24 protein-coding genes are annotated in these 17,451 nt (G+C 32.3%); 1 reads left to right on the plus strand and 23 read right to left on the minus strand.

What is annotated here, in order from left to right:
* The first annotated feature begins 96 nt into the window (after nt 1-96).
* The gene (locus ABD939_RS03620; protein ID WP_345164619.1) at nt 97-2,160 is read left to right on the plus strand and encodes an ATP-binding protein; all 2,064 of its coding nucleotides are present in this window, start codon (nt 97-99) and stop codon (nt 2,158-2,160) included.
* Nucleotides 2,161-2,167: 7 nt separating this feature from the next.
* Here the strand turns inward: ABD939_RS03620 and ctlX are convergent, their stop codons facing one another.
* The 23 genes from ctlX to rplN form a co-directional block, all read right to left on the minus strand.
* Nucleotides 2,168-3,103: a citrulline utilization hydrolase CtlX gene (gene ctlX / locus ABD939_RS03625; protein ID WP_345164620.1), complete on the minus strand. Its 936-nt coding sequence runs from the start codon at nt 3,101-3,103 to the stop codon at nt 2,168-2,170.
* A gap of 5 nt (nt 3,104-3,108) precedes the next feature.
* Nucleotides 3,109-4,023, minus strand: coding sequence for a dimethylarginine dimethylaminohydrolase family protein (locus ABD939_RS03630; protein ID WP_345164621.1), 915 nt, complete (start codon nt 4,021-4,023; stop codon nt 3,109-3,111).
* Nucleotides 4,024-4,160: 137 nt separating this feature from the next.
* Entirely contained in the window at nt 4,161-5,447 is a 1,287-nt protein-coding gene (locus ABD939_RS03635; RefSeq protein ID WP_345164622.1) for a citrate synthase, read from the minus strand.
* Nucleotides 5,448-5,618: 171 nt separating this feature from the next.
* A complete protein-coding gene (gene eno / locus ABD939_RS03640) occupies nt 5,619-6,914 on the minus strand; it encodes a phosphopyruvate hydratase (RefSeq protein ID WP_345164624.1) in 1,296 nt (431 codons plus the stop codon).
* A 152-nt stretch (nt 6,915-7,066) separates the two neighbouring features.
* A complete protein-coding gene (carA, locus tag ABD939_RS03645) occupies nt 7,067-8,173 on the minus strand; it encodes a glutamine-hydrolyzing carbamoyl-phosphate synthase small subunit (RefSeq protein ID WP_345164626.1) in 1,107 nt (368 codons plus the stop codon).
* A 176-nt stretch (nt 8,174-8,349) separates the two neighbouring features.
* Entirely contained in the window at nt 8,350-8,823 is a 474-nt protein-coding gene (rplQ, locus tag ABD939_RS03650; RefSeq protein ID WP_345164628.1) for a 50S ribosomal protein L17, read from the minus strand.
* Between the two features lie 59 nt (nt 8,824-8,882).
* On the minus strand, nt 8,883-9,875 hold the full coding sequence (locus ABD939_RS03655) for a DNA-directed RNA polymerase subunit alpha (protein ID WP_345164630.1): 993 nt from the start codon (nt 9,873-9,875) through the stop codon (nt 8,883-8,885).
* A gap of 95 nt (nt 9,876-9,970) precedes the next feature.
* The gene (gene rpsD / locus ABD939_RS03660) at nt 9,971-10,576 is read right to left on the minus strand and encodes a 30S ribosomal protein S4 (protein ID WP_345164632.1); all 606 of its coding nucleotides are present in this window, start codon (nt 10,574-10,576) and stop codon (nt 9,971-9,973) included.
* Nucleotides 10,577-10,767: 191 nt separating this feature from the next.
* On the minus strand, nt 10,768-11,151 hold the full coding sequence (gene rpsK, locus ABD939_RS03665; protein ID WP_345164633.1) for a 30S ribosomal protein S11: 384 nt from the start codon (nt 11,149-11,151) through the stop codon (nt 10,768-10,770).
* Between the two features lie 105 nt (nt 11,152-11,256).
* Nucleotides 11,257-11,631 carry a 30S ribosomal protein S13 gene (rpsM, locus tag ABD939_RS03670; RefSeq protein WP_345164635.1) on the minus strand — a complete coding sequence of 125 codons (375 nt, stop codon included), beginning with the start codon at nt 11,629-11,631 and terminating at the stop codon, nt 11,257-11,259.
* A gap of 2 nt (nt 11,632-11,633) precedes the next feature.
* Entirely contained in the window at nt 11,634-11,750 is a 117-nt protein-coding gene (gene ykgO, locus ABD939_RS03675) for a type B 50S ribosomal protein L36 (RefSeq protein ID WP_013305171.1), read from the minus strand.
* A 4-nt stretch (nt 11,751-11,754) separates the two neighbouring features.
* Nucleotides 11,755-11,970: a translation initiation factor IF-1 gene (gene infA, locus ABD939_RS03680; protein ID WP_007094967.1), complete on the minus strand. Its 216-nt coding sequence runs from the start codon at nt 11,968-11,970 to the stop codon at nt 11,755-11,757.
* A gap of 10 nt (nt 11,971-11,980) precedes the next feature.
* Nucleotides 11,981-13,327, minus strand: coding sequence for a preprotein translocase subunit SecY (gene secY, locus ABD939_RS03685; RefSeq protein ID WP_345164638.1), 1,347 nt, complete (start codon nt 13,325-13,327; stop codon nt 11,981-11,983).
* 14 nt (nt 13,328-13,341) lie between these two features.
* Complete coding sequence (gene rplO, locus ABD939_RS03690) at nt 13,342-13,794, minus strand: 50S ribosomal protein L15 (RefSeq protein WP_345164640.1); 453 nt, start codon at nt 13,792-13,794, stop codon at nt 13,342-13,344.
* Nucleotides 13,795-13,810: 16 nt separating this feature from the next.
* The gene (gene rpmD, locus ABD939_RS03695) at nt 13,811-13,990 is read right to left on the minus strand and encodes a 50S ribosomal protein L30 (protein ID WP_345164642.1); all 180 of its coding nucleotides are present in this window, start codon (nt 13,988-13,990) and stop codon (nt 13,811-13,813) included.
* An 11-nt stretch (nt 13,991-14,001) separates the two neighbouring features.
* Nucleotides 14,002-14,526: a 30S ribosomal protein S5 gene (gene rpsE, locus ABD939_RS03700; protein ID WP_092847729.1), complete on the minus strand. Its 525-nt coding sequence runs from the start codon at nt 14,524-14,526 to the stop codon at nt 14,002-14,004.
* A gap of 6 nt (nt 14,527-14,532) precedes the next feature.
* A complete protein-coding gene (gene rplR, locus ABD939_RS03705) occupies nt 14,533-14,889 on the minus strand; it encodes a 50S ribosomal protein L18 (RefSeq protein WP_345164646.1) in 357 nt (118 codons plus the stop codon).
* A 10-nt stretch (nt 14,890-14,899) separates the two neighbouring features.
* Nucleotides 14,900-15,442 (minus strand): 50S ribosomal protein L6, encoded by a 543-nt coding sequence (gene rplF / locus ABD939_RS03710; RefSeq protein ID WP_345164648.1) that lies wholly within the window; start codon nt 15,440-15,442, stop codon nt 14,900-14,902.
* Between the two features lie 18 nt (nt 15,443-15,460).
* Nucleotides 15,461-15,859 carry a 30S ribosomal protein S8 gene (gene rpsH, locus ABD939_RS03715; RefSeq protein ID WP_345164650.1) on the minus strand — a complete coding sequence of 133 codons (399 nt, stop codon included), beginning with the start codon at nt 15,857-15,859 and terminating at the stop codon, nt 15,461-15,463.
* A 68-nt stretch (nt 15,860-15,927) separates the two neighbouring features.
* Nucleotides 15,928-16,197: a 30S ribosomal protein S14 gene (gene rpsN, locus ABD939_RS03720; RefSeq protein WP_092579393.1), complete on the minus strand. Its 270-nt coding sequence runs from the start codon at nt 16,195-16,197 to the stop codon at nt 15,928-15,930.
* A 3-nt stretch (nt 16,198-16,200) separates the two neighbouring features.
* Nucleotides 16,201-16,752, minus strand: a complete 552-nt coding sequence (gene rplE, locus ABD939_RS03725) for a 50S ribosomal protein L5 (protein WP_345164656.1) — start codon at nt 16,750-16,752, stop codon at nt 16,201-16,203.
* Between the two features lie 2 nt (nt 16,753-16,754).
* A complete protein-coding gene (gene rplX / locus ABD939_RS03730) occupies nt 16,755-17,066 on the minus strand; it encodes a 50S ribosomal protein L24 (RefSeq protein ID WP_345164658.1) in 312 nt (103 codons plus the stop codon).
* Nucleotides 17,067-17,081: 15 nt separating this feature from the next.
* Entirely contained in the window at nt 17,082-17,450 is a 369-nt protein-coding gene (gene rplN / locus ABD939_RS03735; protein WP_013869034.1) for a 50S ribosomal protein L14, read from the minus strand.
* Nucleotide 17,451: the final 1 nt, after the last annotated feature.

Genomic DNA, 17,451 nt, shown 5'->3' on the forward strand with positions numbered 1-17,451 from the left:
CAAATACATTACAACTTAATAAAGCCATCTTATTTCCCTCAAACTTAAGATATATTTAATTTTTGCTTTCATTGTTTGTTGTAATTGAAATGTTGTATGAGGATAATTTTTACTTTCTTTCTATTTTTATTTGTGCTCTTTGGTTACTCTCAAACCAAGGAAATAGATAGCCTATCCATAGAATTAGCATACAAAACTCAGGACTCTAGTAAAGTAGAAACATCTTTAAGCTTAATCAAGTCCCTATATGAAATAAATGAGTTTGACAAAGCTTTAAAATATATTATTCAAAGTGAAAAACTCGCTACTAGTTTAAATTTCAAAAAAGGAATTGCAGAAATAGGTTATTACAAAGCTTTAATATATGCTCAAAATAATGACTACATAAATGCCGTTAGCGGATATGAAAAATCAAAACAGTTATTTGGGGTATTAAATGACACACTAGGTATTGCCAAAGTAAATAACAGTATTGGTTTAATTGAAATTAAGCGTGGTAACTATAATAAAGGTTTACAATATGCACTTGCTGCAATTGAAGTTCTGGAAAGTAAAAATTTAAAAAACGAACTTCGTTTAGCATATAGTAATTTAGCAAAAGCTTATTACAATATAAATGCATACGAAAAAGCTATAGAGTTTTATTTAAAAGCATTAAACGTTCAAGAACAACTTAATGACCAACAAGGTATAAACGAGTCTAATTTAAAGTTGGCAGAACTTTACTCCAATAAAAAAGAGCACAGAAAAGCTATTGACTACTATGAAACCATCTTAGATGATGTAAAGGAAGATTCTATTAGGAGACTTGTTTTTCCTAAGCTAGGGGGAGAATACCTGAAATTTAATGATTACGAAAAAGCAACTCAGTATTTAATAAAAGGTTATAACTTAAACAGGCGTTTTAAAAATGATGTTAACTTACTTATAGTTTTAAATAATCTGGGAGAATTAAATTTACAAGAAGACAGATTAGCTACTGCCGAAAAACAATTGCTTGAAGCAGGAGATATTGCTAAAAAAATTAACAATAAAACTGAATTACTGAGGCACTACGAACTCATGAAATCCCTGGATTCTACAAGAGGAAAATTTGCTAATGCATACATTTGGCAACAAAGATACTATGATTTAAAAAGTTCGCTAAAGCAAGAAGTTGTTAAAATAGATAGTAATATTACTCCTCCGAAATTAGAATTAGATCCGAGTTTTGACAAATTAAATACTAATAATACTTCAGATAATATTACTCCTACAGAAAGTGATACTATAAATCAAAAAGAAATCAAAAAGTTTAAATTGATTTTTTATGCTTTACTAGCTGCGTTGGTTATTGTTTCAACCTTTTTAATTCTTATCTACTTAAAAAGGAATAACAATATAAAATACACTCAAGAATTAGAAGAAAAGAATATCAAAATTGAATTACAAAACGATGCTTTTCAAGAACAAACTAAACATCTTGAGAATGTAAATAATGTAAAAGACAAGCTTTTCTCTATTGTATCTCATGATTTAAAAGATTCACTTTCATCTATAAATGGCTTTATAGATTTACTAAAAGATGGCTCTTTATCTAGAGAAGAATTTGATAATTTAATTCCGGAATTAAGTGAAAACGCAAATAATGCCTCATTACTTTTATTTAATTTATTAAACTGGTCTAAATCTCAAATGCAATCTTTAGAACCTAAACCTTCATTATTTGATATTCAAGAAGTTTTTGAACAAAAAATTAGACTTGTTGAGCAGCGTATGGAGAGCAAAGGTATTAATTTAGTAGACCATTCATTAAGAGATTTTGCTTATGCTGATAGAAGTATGTTTGAAATAGTAATTCAAAACTTATTGGCAAATGCATTAAAATTCTCTAGAAGTGGTGATACAATTACAGTTTCTAACCATATAAGTAATGGTAGCTGTATAGTTAGTGTTGCAGATACTGGAATTGGTATTTCTAAAAAGAATATCGATAAATTATTTAATAAAAACACGTTCACTACAGTAGGAACTAATAACGAAAAAGGTACTGGTTTAGGTCTTTCTATTTGTAAAGAATTAGTTGAACTAAATAATGGTAAAATTTGGGTTGAAAGTACAGAGAATGTAGGTAGTACTTTTTATGTTCAATTACCAAAATCTAAACCAAACGATGCTTAATTTATTTTTAAGTTTTAGGTAAAAATACTTCAGCCATCATACAACGGGCACTTCCGCCACCACATGTCTCAATAGTTTCTAAGGAACTAGATAATATTTTTGTGTGTTTCTTTAAAATATTAATTTGATTTAATGTTAAAGAATCATGAGCTGCTTGACTCATAATTAAGTAACGTTCATCATTTAAACCCTTTACTTGAAGCATGTTTCCTGCGAAATTATTGACTTGCTGCTCAGTAATATCAATTATCTCTTTTCCATCTTCTTTTAAATGCTTTAGGACATTTTTTCGTTCTTTTCTATCATCAATACTACTCAAACAAATAACTGCAAAAGTTTCACCAACGCACATCATTACATTAGTATGATATATTGGTTTTCGTTCCCCTCCTACTGTTTGATTTGCAATAAAAATTACTGGGCTATATTCAAAATCTTCGCAAAACTCAATAAATAAATCTTCATCTGCTCTTGGTGATAATGCGCAATATGCCTTTTTGTTTACTCTATCTAAAGCAATGCTACCTGTACCTTCTAAAAAATAACTTTCTTCCTCTGCACTTGTGTAATCAACAATATTATTGATTAAAAAACCAGAACCTTCTAATTTTAAAAAAACATCTTCTCTTCGTTCCAATCGTCTATTTTCAGCAAACATAGGATATATAGCTGCCGTTCCATCTTCGTGAAATGACACCCAATTATTTGGAAAAACTGCGTCTGGTGTATCAAATTCATCAGTATCATTAACTACAACTACATTAACGCCAATACTTTTTAACTTCTCTACGTATACATCAAATTCTTTTTGCGCTTTAACGCTTATTGTATCGGGAAGTAAGCCATCAATATGTTCTTGATAATAGTTATTTATAGCTGTTTGCTCATTCATCCTAAAATTAATTGGACGAATCATTAAAATAGTATTTGTAGTTTGTTGCATATAAATTAATCTCTAATTAAAGGCATTGTAGTACAACGCAATAAGCCTCCTTGCTTAGATATTTGAGAATAAGGAACTTCTTCAACCGTAAAACCTTCCTGTCGAAGCCAATTATTTAAACGGGTAAAACTTTTTTCTGATATAACAACATCTTCTGAAATAGAAAAAATGTTACTATTCATCTCATACATTTCATCTTTAGTAATTTCAAATACATTATCCTTCCCAAAGAAATCTACCAACCATTGATATTCCTTTTCAATTAAAAAACCGTTTTTATGAATTATGGCTTTGCCTTTGCCTAAGGGTTGAAAACAGCAGTCTAGATGTAACGCATTTTCCTTAGCGTTTGTGTTTGATTTTCTGAGTTCAAAGGATTTTACAATCTTATTAGGAAACAATTCCTGAATAGCTATTACAGCATCAATATTTGTTCTTGCAGTAATTAATTCTGAATAGTCTTCACCTGAATATGTTCCAATAAAAATATAATCATTCCAAGGCATAACATCTCCACCTTCTACATGACATTCTTCAGGGAGTATTATACGTTTATCTTCCGCTACTTGATTCCAAATATAATCTATCGCATGTACTTCTTCTTCTCTGTCGGGCAAAATATTTGCTTCTATTAAAATATCATCAATTACAAAAGCAATATCTCTTGCAAAAATTTGGTTACAACCTTTTATAACTTGGGGTCTATAAACTTTTACATCATATTTATTAAAAACCGCCACTACAGCATCTAACTCATTAATCATGTCTTCCTCGGACGGGTAAGTACCAGCCAGAATATGCTCGATACTTTTAGGGTCATAACAGTCTTCAACCTTTGGAATAGGACCGTTACTATTAGCAGCTCCTAAAACAACAGACCGTAAAGTTGAAGTTTCATTTTTTACATTTAATTTCAGCATTCAATATTCATATTATAATATCAAAACTAATAATTATCAACAAGAAATTATATTATTCTTAAAAAAATTGTCTAAAAAAAGAAAAGTTTCACGAAAAAATCGTGAAACTTAAATATTATTCAAAATGGTAAATATATCTATCTTTTCTTGATAGGCACATATGAGCGTTCAGTTTCTCCAATATATATTTGTCTAGGTCTTCCTATAGGCTCTTTACGTAAACGCATTTCTCTCCATTGTGCTATCCAACCTGGTAAACGTCCAATAGCGAACATTACTGTAAACATTTCTGTTGGAATACCCATAGCTCTATAAATGATACCAGAATAGAAATCTACATTTGGATATAATTTTCTATCTACGAAATATGGATCTTCTAATGCCTCTTTTTCTAAACCTTTTGCAATTTCTAAAATAGGGTCTTCAACTCCTAAATCATGTAAAACTTGATCTGCAGCTTTCTTTATAATTTTAGCGCGTGGATCAAAATTCTTGTAAACACGGTGTCCAAAGCCCATTAATCTAAAAGGATCAGTTTTGTCTTTTGCTTTAGCCATGTACTTTTTAGTATCTCCTCCATCTTCTTGAATAGCTTCTAACATTTCTAAAACAGCTTGATTAGCACCGCCATGAAGAGGTCCCCATAGAGCAGATATTCCTGCTGAAATTGACGCAAATAAACCGGCGTGTGATGAACCAACAATTCTAACCGTTGATGTTGAACAATTTTGCTCGTGGTCAGCATGTAAGATTAATAATTTATCTAAAGCATCAACTAAAACTGGATTTTGAACATAACAGCTATTTGGTCTTGAAAACATCATCTTTAAAAGGTTTTCAACATAGCCAAGAGAATTATCACCGTAATCTAAAGGTTGTCCCTGTTTTTTTCGCATTGTCCATGCTACCAATACAGGCATTTTACCTAATAATCTTACGACTGACTTATACATTTCCTCCTCAGACTCTACATTTACTGAAGAAGGATTAAATGCTGTAAGTGCACTTGTAAGTGAAGAAATAACTCCCATAGGGTGAGCAGCCTTAGGAAATGCATCTAATATCTTCTTAATATCTTCGTCTACCGCAGACTCCGCTTTAATATCATTATGAAACTTATCGTTCTGCTCTTTAGTTGGTAACTCCCCAAAGATTAATAAATAAGCCACTTCTAGAAAGTCAACTTTATCTGCCAAACCTTCAATAGAATATCCACGATACCTCAAAACACCTTTTTCTCCATCTAAAAATGTGATAGCACTTTCACAAGATCCTGTATTTTTATATCCAGGATCAATTGTAATCACTCCATTTGTAGCACCTCTTAGTTTAGAAATGTCGATTGCAATTTCATTTTCCGATCCTTTAATTAGAGGAAATTCATACTTTTTATCATCAATTTCTATGGTCGCGTTTTTTGACATGTGTACTTGTAATTTATATTATTTAAGGATTGCTAAATTACGAAATAAGTGCCGATTTAAGAAACCTATTAACAAAGCTTTTAACAATTAACAAATCGGCAAATTTATGTTAAATAAAAAAGCGATTACTCAATAATAAGTAATCGCTTTTAAATATAAAATATTGGAGTATTATTGTTTCACTTTAAACGCATTTCCTTGTGGAAAATAAGCAACAGATCCTAATTCTTCTTCAATACGAAGTAATTGATTGTACTTTGCCATACGATCACTTCTTGATGCAGATCCAGTTTTTATTTGGCCACAGTTTAATGCTACTGCTAAATCTGCAATAGTATTATCTTCAGTTTCTCCAGATCTATGAGACATTACAGATGTATAACCTGCATTTTTAGCCATATTTACAGCTGCAATAGTTTCAGTTAGAGATCCTATCTGGTTTACTTTAATAAGAATTGAATTTGCAATACCTTCATTAATACCTCTAGATAAACGCTCTACATTTGTAACAAATAAATCGTCACCAACTAATTGCACTTTTTCTCCAATTAATTCTGTTAAATGACTCCAACCTTCCCAGTCGTTTTCATCCATTCCATCTTCAATAGATATAATTGGGTACTTAGAAGCTAATTCTGCTAAATACTCAGCTTGCTCTTTACTTGTTCTTACAACTCCTGTATCACCTTCAAATTTCTTATAATCATATTTTCCATCAACAAAAAATTCAGCTGCTGCACAATCTAAAGCGATTTTAACCTCATCACCAAATTTATATCCAGCATTTTCTACAGCTTTAGCAATTGTATCTAAAGCATCTTCAGTACCTCCAGCTAAATTTGGAGCAAATCCGCCTTCATCACCTACTGCTGTACTTAAATCTCTATCGTGTAGTACTTTTTTAAGATTATGAAAAATCTCAGTACCCATTTGCATGGCGTGCGTAAAATTTTTCGCCTTTACTGGCATAATCATAAATTCTTGAAATGCAATAGGTGCATCACTATGTGAACCTCCGTTGATTATATTCATCATTGGTAATGGAAGAGTATTTGCAGAAACACCACCAACATAGCGATATAATGGCAAGCCTAATTCATTTGCAGCTGCTTTAGCCACTGCAAGAGAAACACCTAAAATGGCATTAGCGCCTAATTTAGATTTGTTTGGAGTACCATCTAAATCTATCATGGTTTGATCTATGTAATTCTGCTCAAAAACAGAAACACCAAGTAATTCTTCTGCAATAATTGAATTTACATTCTCTACAGCTTTCAAAACACCTTTACCCATATATGTATCTCCACCATCTCGTAATTCTACGGCTTCGTGTTCTCCAGTTGATGCTCCTGAAGGAACTGCAGCTCTACCTAAAACATTATTTTCTGTTACAACATCTACTTCAACTGTTGGATTACCTCTTGAATCCAAAATTTGTCTTGCGTGAATATTAATTATTATACTCATAATTGGTTTGTTTTAAATCTTAATTATTACCTCAAATTTACGGCTTATTCTTGTTTATTTTTAGTTGTTCTTAAAGAAATATTCAAAAACACCTCTACAACGTTTTAGTTAACAAAAGCCTCAAAACAGACAGCTATTTTGAGGCTTATAAATTATTTATTTTTTATGTTTTCAATAAACTGATCAAAAAGATATTCAGAATCATGAGGTCCTGGACTTGCCTCAGGATGGTATTGAACTGAAAAACAATTTTTATTCTTCATTGCTAAACCTGCAACTGTATGATCATTTAAATGTACATGTGTTATTTCTAAATCTGGATGAGCCTCAGAATCCTCTCTATTAACCGCAAATCCATGATTTTGAGATGTAATTTCACCTTTTCCTGTAATCATATTTTTTACAGGATGGTTGATTCCTCTATGACCATTATGCATCTTGTAAGTTGACACACCATTTGCTAGTGCTATTACTTGATGACCAAGGCAAATACCAAATAATGGTAAATCTCTTTTTATAATTTCTTTAGCAACTTGTTGCGCCTCTACCAGAGGTTCTGGATCTCCTGGTCCATTTGACAAAAAGTAGCCATCAGGCTTAAAAGCTTCTAAATCTTCAAATTTAGAATTATATGGAAATACTTTAATGTAAGCATCTCTTTTTGCAATGTTACGGAGTATGTTCTTTTTAATTCCTATATCTAAAGCGGCAACTCTGTAAGTTGCATTTTCATCTCCAAAATAATATGGCTCTTTAGTTGAAACTTTTGAAGCGAGTTCTAGACCTTCCATGTTAGGTACTTCGGCTAACTGCTTTTTTAATCCTTCAATATTATCAATTTCTGTAGATATTACTGCATTCATTGCACCATGATCTCTAATATAACTAACCAAGGCTCTTGTATCTACATCAGAAATTGCTAATAAATTATTTTTATCCAAAAAGTCTTCTAGAGAACCTTCAGAATCTACACGAGAGTATTCGTAACTAAAATTTCTAACGATTAATCCTGCTATCTTTATAGAGTCAGATTCTACCTCGTCGGCATTTGTTCCATAATTACCAATATGAGCATTTGTAGCTACCATAAGCTGACCGTAATAAGAAGGGTCTGTAAAAATCTCTTGGTAACCCGTCATGCCTGTATTGAAACAAACCTCACCAAAGGCTGTTCCTTGTTTATTACCAACTACTTTACCATAAAAAATGGTTCCATCTGCTAATAGAATGAGGGCTTTTTGTCTTTTTTGATATTTCATTTGTTAGTTTAAATTATAAAAATATGTCACATGTAACACTATATTGTGTATCTAATTTTGATACTAACTTTAGTTTACAGATGCTTCATATTTATTTAAAAAGTTTCACAAAATTGCATAAAAAAAAGGATAAACTAAAATAGTTTATCCTTTATATATTAAATGCTTATTAACATTTACTCTTCTTCGTTTGATGCTTTAGTTTCAACTGGTACTGCAACAGCAGGTTTAGAACCTCCTCTTCTACTTCTACGAGTTGTTTTCTTAGCTTTTTTATCAGCATTATAGATTTCATTGTAATCTACAAGCTCTATCATTGCCATATCAGCATTATCCCCTAAACGATTTCCAAGCTTTATAATTCTTGTATAACCACCAGGTCTGTCAGCAACTTTAGCAGCTACATCTCTAAACAATTCAGCAACAGCTTCTTTTTGTCTTAAACGAGCCATAACTAAACGTCTATTATGTGTTGTATCTTCTTTAGACTTTGTAATCATTGGCTCAACAAATTGTTTTAAAGCTTTTGCTTTAGCAACTGTTGTATTGATTCGCTTGTGTTCAATTAAAGAACAAGCCATATTTGCTAACATAGCCTTTCTGTGGGCTGTCTGTCTACCTAAGTGATTTACTTTTTTTCCGTGTCTCATGACATTTGTTTTATCATCTTGCTACCAAACTCGTTAATCGAGGAGCAAAATATGATTAATTAATCTTTATCTAATTTATATTTACTTAAATCCATTCCAAAATTTAATCCTTTTACATTAACTAGCTCTTCCAGTTCTGTTAAAGACTTCTTACCAAAGTTTCTGAATTTCATTAAATCATTTTTATTGAAAGATACTAAGTCTCCTAAAGTATCAACCTCTGCAGCTTTTAAACAATTAAGTGCACGTACAGATAAATCCATATCGATTAGCTTAGTTTTAAGCAACTGACGCATGTGAAGTGATTCTTCATCATAAGTTTCAGTTTGTGCAATTTCATCAGCTTCTAAAGTGATTCGCTCATCAGAGAATAACATGAAGTGGTGAATTAATGTTTTTGCAGCTTCGGTTAAAGCGTCTTGTGGCGTTATTGAACCGTCAGTAATGATTTCAAAAACTAATTTTTCATAATCAGTTTTTTGCTCAACACGATAGTTTTCAATACTGTATTTAACGTTTTTTATTGGTGTGTAAATTGAATCTGTAAAGATTGTTCCCATTGGGGCAGAAGCTTTTTTGTTTTCTTCTGCAGGCACATAACCTCTACCTTTTTCAATAGTAATTTCCATATTAAAATTCACTTTTGGATCTAAGTTACAGATTACTAATTCTGTATTTAAAACTTGAAACCCAGAGATAAATTTTTGAAAATCACCAGCTGTTATTCTTTCTTGACCAGAAATTGAAATTGAAATTGATTCGTTATCAATATCTTCAATTTGTCTTTTAAAACGAACTTGTTTTAGGTTTAGAATGATTTCTGTTACATCTTCTACCACACCTGCAATTGCAGAAAATTCATGGTCTACACCTTCTATTCTAACCGATGTAATTGCAAAACCTTCTAAAGAAGATAATAAAACTCTTCTTAATGCATTACCTACTGTTAAACCGTAACCTGGTTCTAATGGTCTGAATTCGAATTTACCTTCGAAATCAGTAGAATCAATCATGATTACTTTGTCTGGTTTTTGAAAATTAAATACTGCCATATTGTTCTTCGTTTTAATTGTTATTTAGTTGCGCGATTTAAAAGTTTGAAGAAGACTAATAAATCCTTTGGCTAAATACCAATGTGATTAATTTATTATTTAGAATATAATTCGACGATGAATTGTTCGTTTATGTTTTCTGGAATTTGAATTCTAGCAGGAACAGAAACGTAAGTTCCTTGCTTAGTATCACTATTCCAAGTAATCCATTCATAAACATTACTTGAATTTGAAAGTGATCTTTCAATAGCTTCAAGTGATTTTGATTTTTCTCTTACAGCAACAACGTCACCAGCTTTTAAAGAGTAAGATGGAATATTTACTAATTCTCCATTTACAGTAATGTGTCTGTGAGATACTAATTGTCTCGCACCACTTCTTGTTGGAGCAATACCCATTCTGAAAACTACGTTATCTAATCTAGATTCACATAATTGTAGAAGAACCTCACCTGTAATTCCTTGTGCTGCTCTTGCCTTTTTAAATAATCCTCTAAATTGACGCTCTAAGATACCATAGGTATACTTAGCCTTTTGTTTTTCCATCAATTGGATTGCGTATTCTGATTTTTTTCCTCGTCTACGGTTATTACCATGTTGACCAGGTGGGTAGTTTCTTTTTTCGAAAGATTTATCATCTCCGAAGATAGCTTCGCCAAATTTACGAGCTATTTTAGTTTTAGGACCAGTATATCTTGCCATTTTAAATTTGTTTTGAGAGTGATTATGAATTAAGGTCTTAATCTTATCCTTCGATAATCGTTGATCTCTCGTTAATACTTGTTAATAATTTTTTCGGTCTGCAAATTTACACAAAAATTAACATCATCTGATATTCAGATGACATTAATTTTCTATTTGCTTTTATTTAATTCGCGTTAATTAAAACGTGATTAAACTCTTCTTCTTTTTGGTGGACGACATCCGTTATGTGGTAATGGTGTAACATCAATAATTTCTGTTACTTCAATACCAGCATTGTGGATAGAACGAATAGCAGATTCTCTACCATTTCCTGGGCCTTTCACATAAACCTTTACTTTTTTCAATCCAGCTTCTGATGCCACTCCTGCAGCATCTTCAGCAGCTAATTGAGCCGCATAAGGTGTGTTTTTCTTAGAACCTCTAAATCCCATTTTACCAGCTGAAGACCATGAAATTACGTCTCCCTTTTTGTTGGTAAGTGAAATAATGATGTTGTTAAAAGAAGCTGTAACATGAGCTTCTCCTACTGAATCAACTATAACTTTACGTTTTTTTGTACTTGTCTTTGCCATATTTTCTAGTGATTAGTTTTAGTGATAGTCGCTAGAATCCTAAACCGTAATTTCAAACAGATTCCTTCCAACGTCTAAATACTAAAGACCAAATATTTCTAATTATTATTTAGTTGCTTTTTTCTTGTTAGCAACTGTTTTTCTTCTACCTTTTCTGGTTCTAGAGTTGTTTTTAGTACGTTGTCCTCTTAATGGTAAACCAGATCTGTGGCGTATTCCTCTGTAACACCCAATATCCATTAATCTTTTAATGTTTAATTGTGTTTCAGAACGTAATTCACCTTCTATTGTGAAACTACCAACAGCATCACGAATACCAGCTATTTGGTCATCGGTCCAATCTTGAACTTTTGTACTTTCGTCTACTTTAGCCGTTGCTAAAATTTCTTTTGCTCTACTTCTACCTATTCCATAGATATAAGTTAAAGAAATAACTCCTCTTTTGTTTTTTGGTATGTCTACACCTGCAATTCTTGCCATAATTACCCTTGTCTTTGTTTAAATCTAGGATTCTTTTTGTTAATTACGTAAAGTCTTCCTTTTCTACGCACGATCTTACAATCTGCACTTCTTTTTTTAACTGATGCTCTTACTTTCATCGTATTAGTATCTATAAGTTATTCGAGCCTTCGTTAAATCATAAGGACTCATTTCTAATTTTACTTTATCACCTGGTAATAGTTTAATATAATGCATACGCATTTTTCCAGAGATATGTGCCGTCACAATGTGACCGTTTTCTAATTCAACACGAAACATAGCATTTGATAACGCTTCTATAATAGTTCCGTCTTGTTCTATTGCTGCTTGTTTTGCCATAGTATAATAATTAAGCTACTGCTTTTCTATTTTTACCTGTCTTCATCAAACCATCATAGTGTCTATTTAACAAATAGGAATTTATTTGTTGCATAGTATCTATTGCAACTCCTACCATAATTAATAGTGAGGTCCCTCCGAAAAATAAAGCCCATCCTGCTTGTACTCCCATTAATTTAACAATAAAAGCTGGGAACACAGCAATAAGCGCTAAAAATATAGAACCTGGTAAAGTTATTTGAGACATTATTTTATCTAAATATTCTGATGTTTCAGAACCTGGACGAATTCCAGGAATAAAACCTCCACTACGTTTTAAATCGTCAGCCATTTTATTTGTAGGTACAGTAATCGCTGTATAAAAGTATGTAAATACAATTATTAACAGAGCAAAAGTAACATTATACCAAAAACCAAACATATCTGAATAGTTAGTTTGCATCCATGCACCAGCTGTAGTTTCTTTTAAAAACGAAGACCCACCAATTAAACTTGGTACAAACATAATAGCTTGAGCAAATATAATTGGCATAACCCCAGAGGCATTAAGCTTTAGTGGAATGTATTGTCTTGATCCTGCCATAGCACTTTTCTCATAACCACCACTTGCAGTTCTTCTTGCATATTGTACAGCAATTTTTCTAACACCCATTACTAACATAATTGAAGCTAAAATTATTACAAACCATATTACCAATTCAAAAAGAATAAGCATTACATTATTACCTTCTAATCTAGTAGCTGCATTTTGTAAAAACGATTGTGGTAAAGTAGCGATAATACCAACCATAATTAATAGTGATATACCGTTGCCAATACCTTTATCAGTAATTTTTTCTCCTAACCACATCGCAAAAATACAACCTGTTACCAGTATCGTAACTGATGAGAAATAGAATAAAAATCCGGTTCCTAATAAAAAAGCACTTGGTGGAATACCTAAAGCTGGTAAGCTAGCTAAGTAGCCTGGTGCTTGTAATAAACAAATTGCTATGGTTAACCATCTAGTAATTTGAGTAATCTTCTTTTGACCACTCGCTCCTTCTTTTTGTAATTTTTGCAAATAAGGAATAGCTATACCCATTAATTGAACCACAATAGAAGCAGAAATGTATGGCATAATACCAAGTGCAAATACAGATGCGTTTGCAAAAGCTCCACCAGTAAAGGCATTAAGTAAACCTAATATTCCTCCATCTGTTTTATCAGCCAAACCACCTAATTGGGCAGCATCAATACCTGGTAATACAACTTGGGCACCAAATCGATAAACTAATAACAAACTCAACGTTACGATGATTCTGTTTCTCAGTTCCTCAATTTTCCAAACATTCTTTATTGATTCTATAAATTTCATACTTGTAAAAAGTCTTATATAGTTACAGCTTCTCCTCCTGCAGCTTCAATAGCAGCTTTTGCTGAAGCAGTAAACTTATGTGCAGATACTTTTAATTTTGCTTTTAACTCTCCACGGCCCATAATTTTAACTAAATCATTTTTTCCAGCTAAACGGTTAGTGAATAATATTTCAAAATCTACTGTATCTTTAATTTTCTTATCATCAACCAATTGTTGTAATGTATCTAAATTGATACCTTGATACTCAACGCGGTTAATGTTAGTAAAACCAAATTTAGGAACACGTCTTTGAAGTGGCATTTGCCCTCCCTCAAATCCTAGTTTCTTAGAATAACCTGAACGAGATTTTGCTCCTTTGTGACCACGTGTTGCCGTACCACCTTTACCAGAACCTTGTCCTCTACCTATTCTTTTACCTTGGCTTTTTACTGAACCTTCTGCAGGTTTTAAATTACTTAAATCCATTTTTCAGTTTATATTTTTAAGCTTCTTCAACAGAAACTAAATGTGAAACTTTAGCAACCATACCAAGAATATTTGGTGTAGCTTCATGCTCTTTTACTTGACCAATCTTTTTAAGACCAAGAGCTTCTAAAGTTCTTTTTTGTCTTTGCGAACGATTGATTGCGCTTTTAACTTTTTTTACTTTAATCTTTGCCATCTCTGTCTGTATTAAGCGTTAAAAACTTGTTCAAGTGTAATACCTCTGTCTCTAGCAATAGCATTCGCATCTCTTAATTGTAATAAAGCATCAAAAGTTGCTTTCACTACGTTATGAGGGTTTGAAGATCCTTGAGATTTAGATAATACATCGTGTACACCTACGGCCTCAAGAACAGTTCTTACAGCACCTCCAGCAATTACACCTGTACCAGGAGCAGCAGGAATAATATTTACTCTAGCTCCACCATATTTACCTTTTTGCTCATGTGGTAATGTTCCTTTGATAATAGGAATACGTACAAGATTTTTCTTAGCATCTTCAACAGCTTTTGCAATTGCGCTAGCTACGTCTTTAGATTTTCCTAAACCTTGTCCTACAACACCAGCTTCATCACCAACTACAACAATTGCTGAAAAACCAAATGCTCTACCACCTTTAGTTACTTTTGTAACTCTTTGTACACCAACTAAACGATCTTTAAGATCTAACCCACCTGGTTTTACTAATTCTGCACTTTTATATTTTTTAAACATAATTTCTTAGAATTTAAGTCCTGCTTCTCTAGCTCCTTCAGCTAATTGTTTAACTCTACCGTGGTATAAATATCCACCTCTATCAAAAGAGATTGTTTCTACACCGGCCTTTAAAGCTTTTTCAGCAAGTGCTTTACCTACTAATTTAGCTACCTCAGATTTAGTTGCTTTTGCAGCACTAATGTCTTTATCTCTTGAAGATGCTGCACTGATAGTGTTACCAGTTACGTCATCTACTAATTGAGCATAAATTTCTTTATTACTTCTATAAACAGCTAATCTTGGTCTTGCTTCTGTACCAGAAACAACCTTACGGATTCTGTTTTTTATTCTTAGTCTTCTTTCGTTCTTTGTCAATGCCATAACTTAATTATTAAGCTGATTTACCTGCTTTTCTTCTTATTTCTTCACCAACAAACTTGACTCCTTTTCCTTTGTAAGGTTCAGGTTTTCTAAATCCGCGGATTTTCGCAGCTACTTGACCAACAAGTTGTTTATCGAATGATGTGAGTTTCACTATTGGATTTTTTCCTTTTTCTGATATTGTTTCAACTTTTACTTCTGGAGCAATGTTTAAAATAATATTGTGAGAAAATCCTAAGGCTAAATCTAATTTTTGTCCTTGGTTTGATGCTCTATAACCTACACCTACCAATTCTAATTCTTTAGTCCATCCTTTAGATACACCTTCTATCATATTATGCATTAATGATCTATACAAACCATGTTTTGCTTTCTGATCTTTAGTATCAGAAGAACGTGTTACCATAACATTTCCTTCTTCTACTTTAATTTCAATAGAGTCGTAATTTTGTGTTAACTCTCCTAATTTTCCTTTTACAGTTACAACGTTATCTTTAACATCAACTGTTACACCTTCTGGAATGGCTACTGGATTATTTCCTATTCTTGACATTTCTTTCTGGCTTTAAAATTAGTATACGTAACATAAAACTTCGCCACCAACATTATCTCTTTTGGCTTGTTTACCTGTCATAACTCCATGAGAAGTTGAAACAATAGCAATACCTAAACCGTTTAAGATACGTGGTAACTCATTAGCACCAGCATACTGACGTAAACCTGGTGTACTAATTCTTTGAAGTTTCTTAATTACTGGTTCTTTTGTTTCTTTATTGTACTTAAGGGCTATTTTAATAGTTCCTTGTACAGTAGAATCATCAAACTTGTAACTTAAAATATATCCTTGTTCGAATAATATTTTAGTGATGTCTTTTTTAAGATTAGATGCAGGAATTTCTACCACTCTGTGGTTAGCACGCACTGCATTTCTAATTCTTGTCAAAAAATCCGCAATTGGATCTGAGTACATAATGAATTGATTTTGTGGTCTTGGTTTTCGAACTATTTCGAACCTTAAACCCGATTATTTAAATAATATTACCAACTAGCTTTTTTAACTCCAGGGATAAGACCTTGATTCGCCATTTCTCTGAAAGTTACACGAGAAATTCCAAAAGTTCTCATATAACCTTTTGGTCTTCCTGTTAATTTGCATCTATTATGCTGACGTATAGGAGATGCATTTTTTGGTAACTTTTGTAATGCTTCGTAATCACCAGCTTCTTTTAAAGCTTTACGTTTTTCAGCATACTTAGCTACTGTTTTAGCTCTTTTTACCTCACGGGCTTTCATTGATTCTTTAGCCATATCTTAATTCTTTTGAAAAGGTAATCCTAATTCAGTTAATAATGATTTTGCTTCTTTATCAGTATCTGCAGTAGTTACAAATGTAATATCCATACCAGAAATTTTATTCACTTTATCAATGTTTATTTCTGGAAAAATAATTTGTTCAGTAACTCCTAAATTATAGTTACCTCTACCATCAAATCCTGTAGCTTTAATTCCGTTAAAATCTCTAACACGTGGAAGTGCTGAAGTTACTAAACGATCTAAAAACTCGTACATTTTTTCACCACGTAAAGTTACTTTAGCACCAATAGGCATGCCTTTACGTAATTTAAAAGATGCAACATCCTTTTTAGATAATGTAGCTATAGCCTTTTGTCCAGTTATTGTAGCTAACTCTTCAACTGCATAGTCAATAAGTTTTTTGTCTGCTACTGCAGCACCAACTCCTTTAGATACAACTATCTTAGTAAGTTTAGGTACTTGCATTATATTTTTATAACCGAATTCGTCTGTAAGAGCTGCAATTACTCTGCTTTTATACTCTTCTTTAAGTCTAGGTGAATATGCCATAACTATATTACTTCATTAGATTTTGTTGAAAATCTTACTTTTTTATCGCCTTCCATTCTATATCCAACTCTAGTTGTTTCTCCTTTTGAAGTTAACAACGATAAGTTAGAAATATGAATAGCTGCTTCTTTCTCTACGATTCCGCCTTGAGGATTTTGTGCACTTGGTTTAGTATGTTTCTTAACCATGTTTACTCCCTCTACAATCGCTTTGTTCTTTTCTATTAATACCTTTTGTACTTTACCTTCAGACCCTTTATGATCTCCAGCAATTACCTTTACAGTATCTCCAGTTTTTATTCTAAGCTTTGTCATCTTACTTATAATGTATTAAAGCACCTCAGGTGCTAATGATACAATCTTCATGAATTGTTTATCACGAAGTTCTCTAGCAACAGGACCAAATACACGTGTTCCTCTCATTTCACCCGTTGGGTTTAACAAAACACAAGCATTATCGTCAAATCTTATATAAGATCCGTCTGGTCTTCTTACTTCTTTCTTAGTACGAACAACTACTGCTGTAGAAACTGCTTTTTTCTTAATGTTTCCATTAGGAGTTGCATCTTTTACAGAAACAACAACTTTGTCTCCTACAGAAGCGTATCTTCTTTTAGTACCGCCTAATACACGTATAACTAAAACCTCTTTAGCGCCAGTGTTATCTGCTACTTTAATTCTTGATTCTTGTTGTACCATA

Source organism: Algibacter aquimarinus, from assembly GCF_039543265.1.
GTDB classification, from domain to species: Bacteria; Bacteroidota; Bacteroidia; order Flavobacteriales; family Flavobacteriaceae; genus Algibacter_B; species Algibacter_B aquimarinus.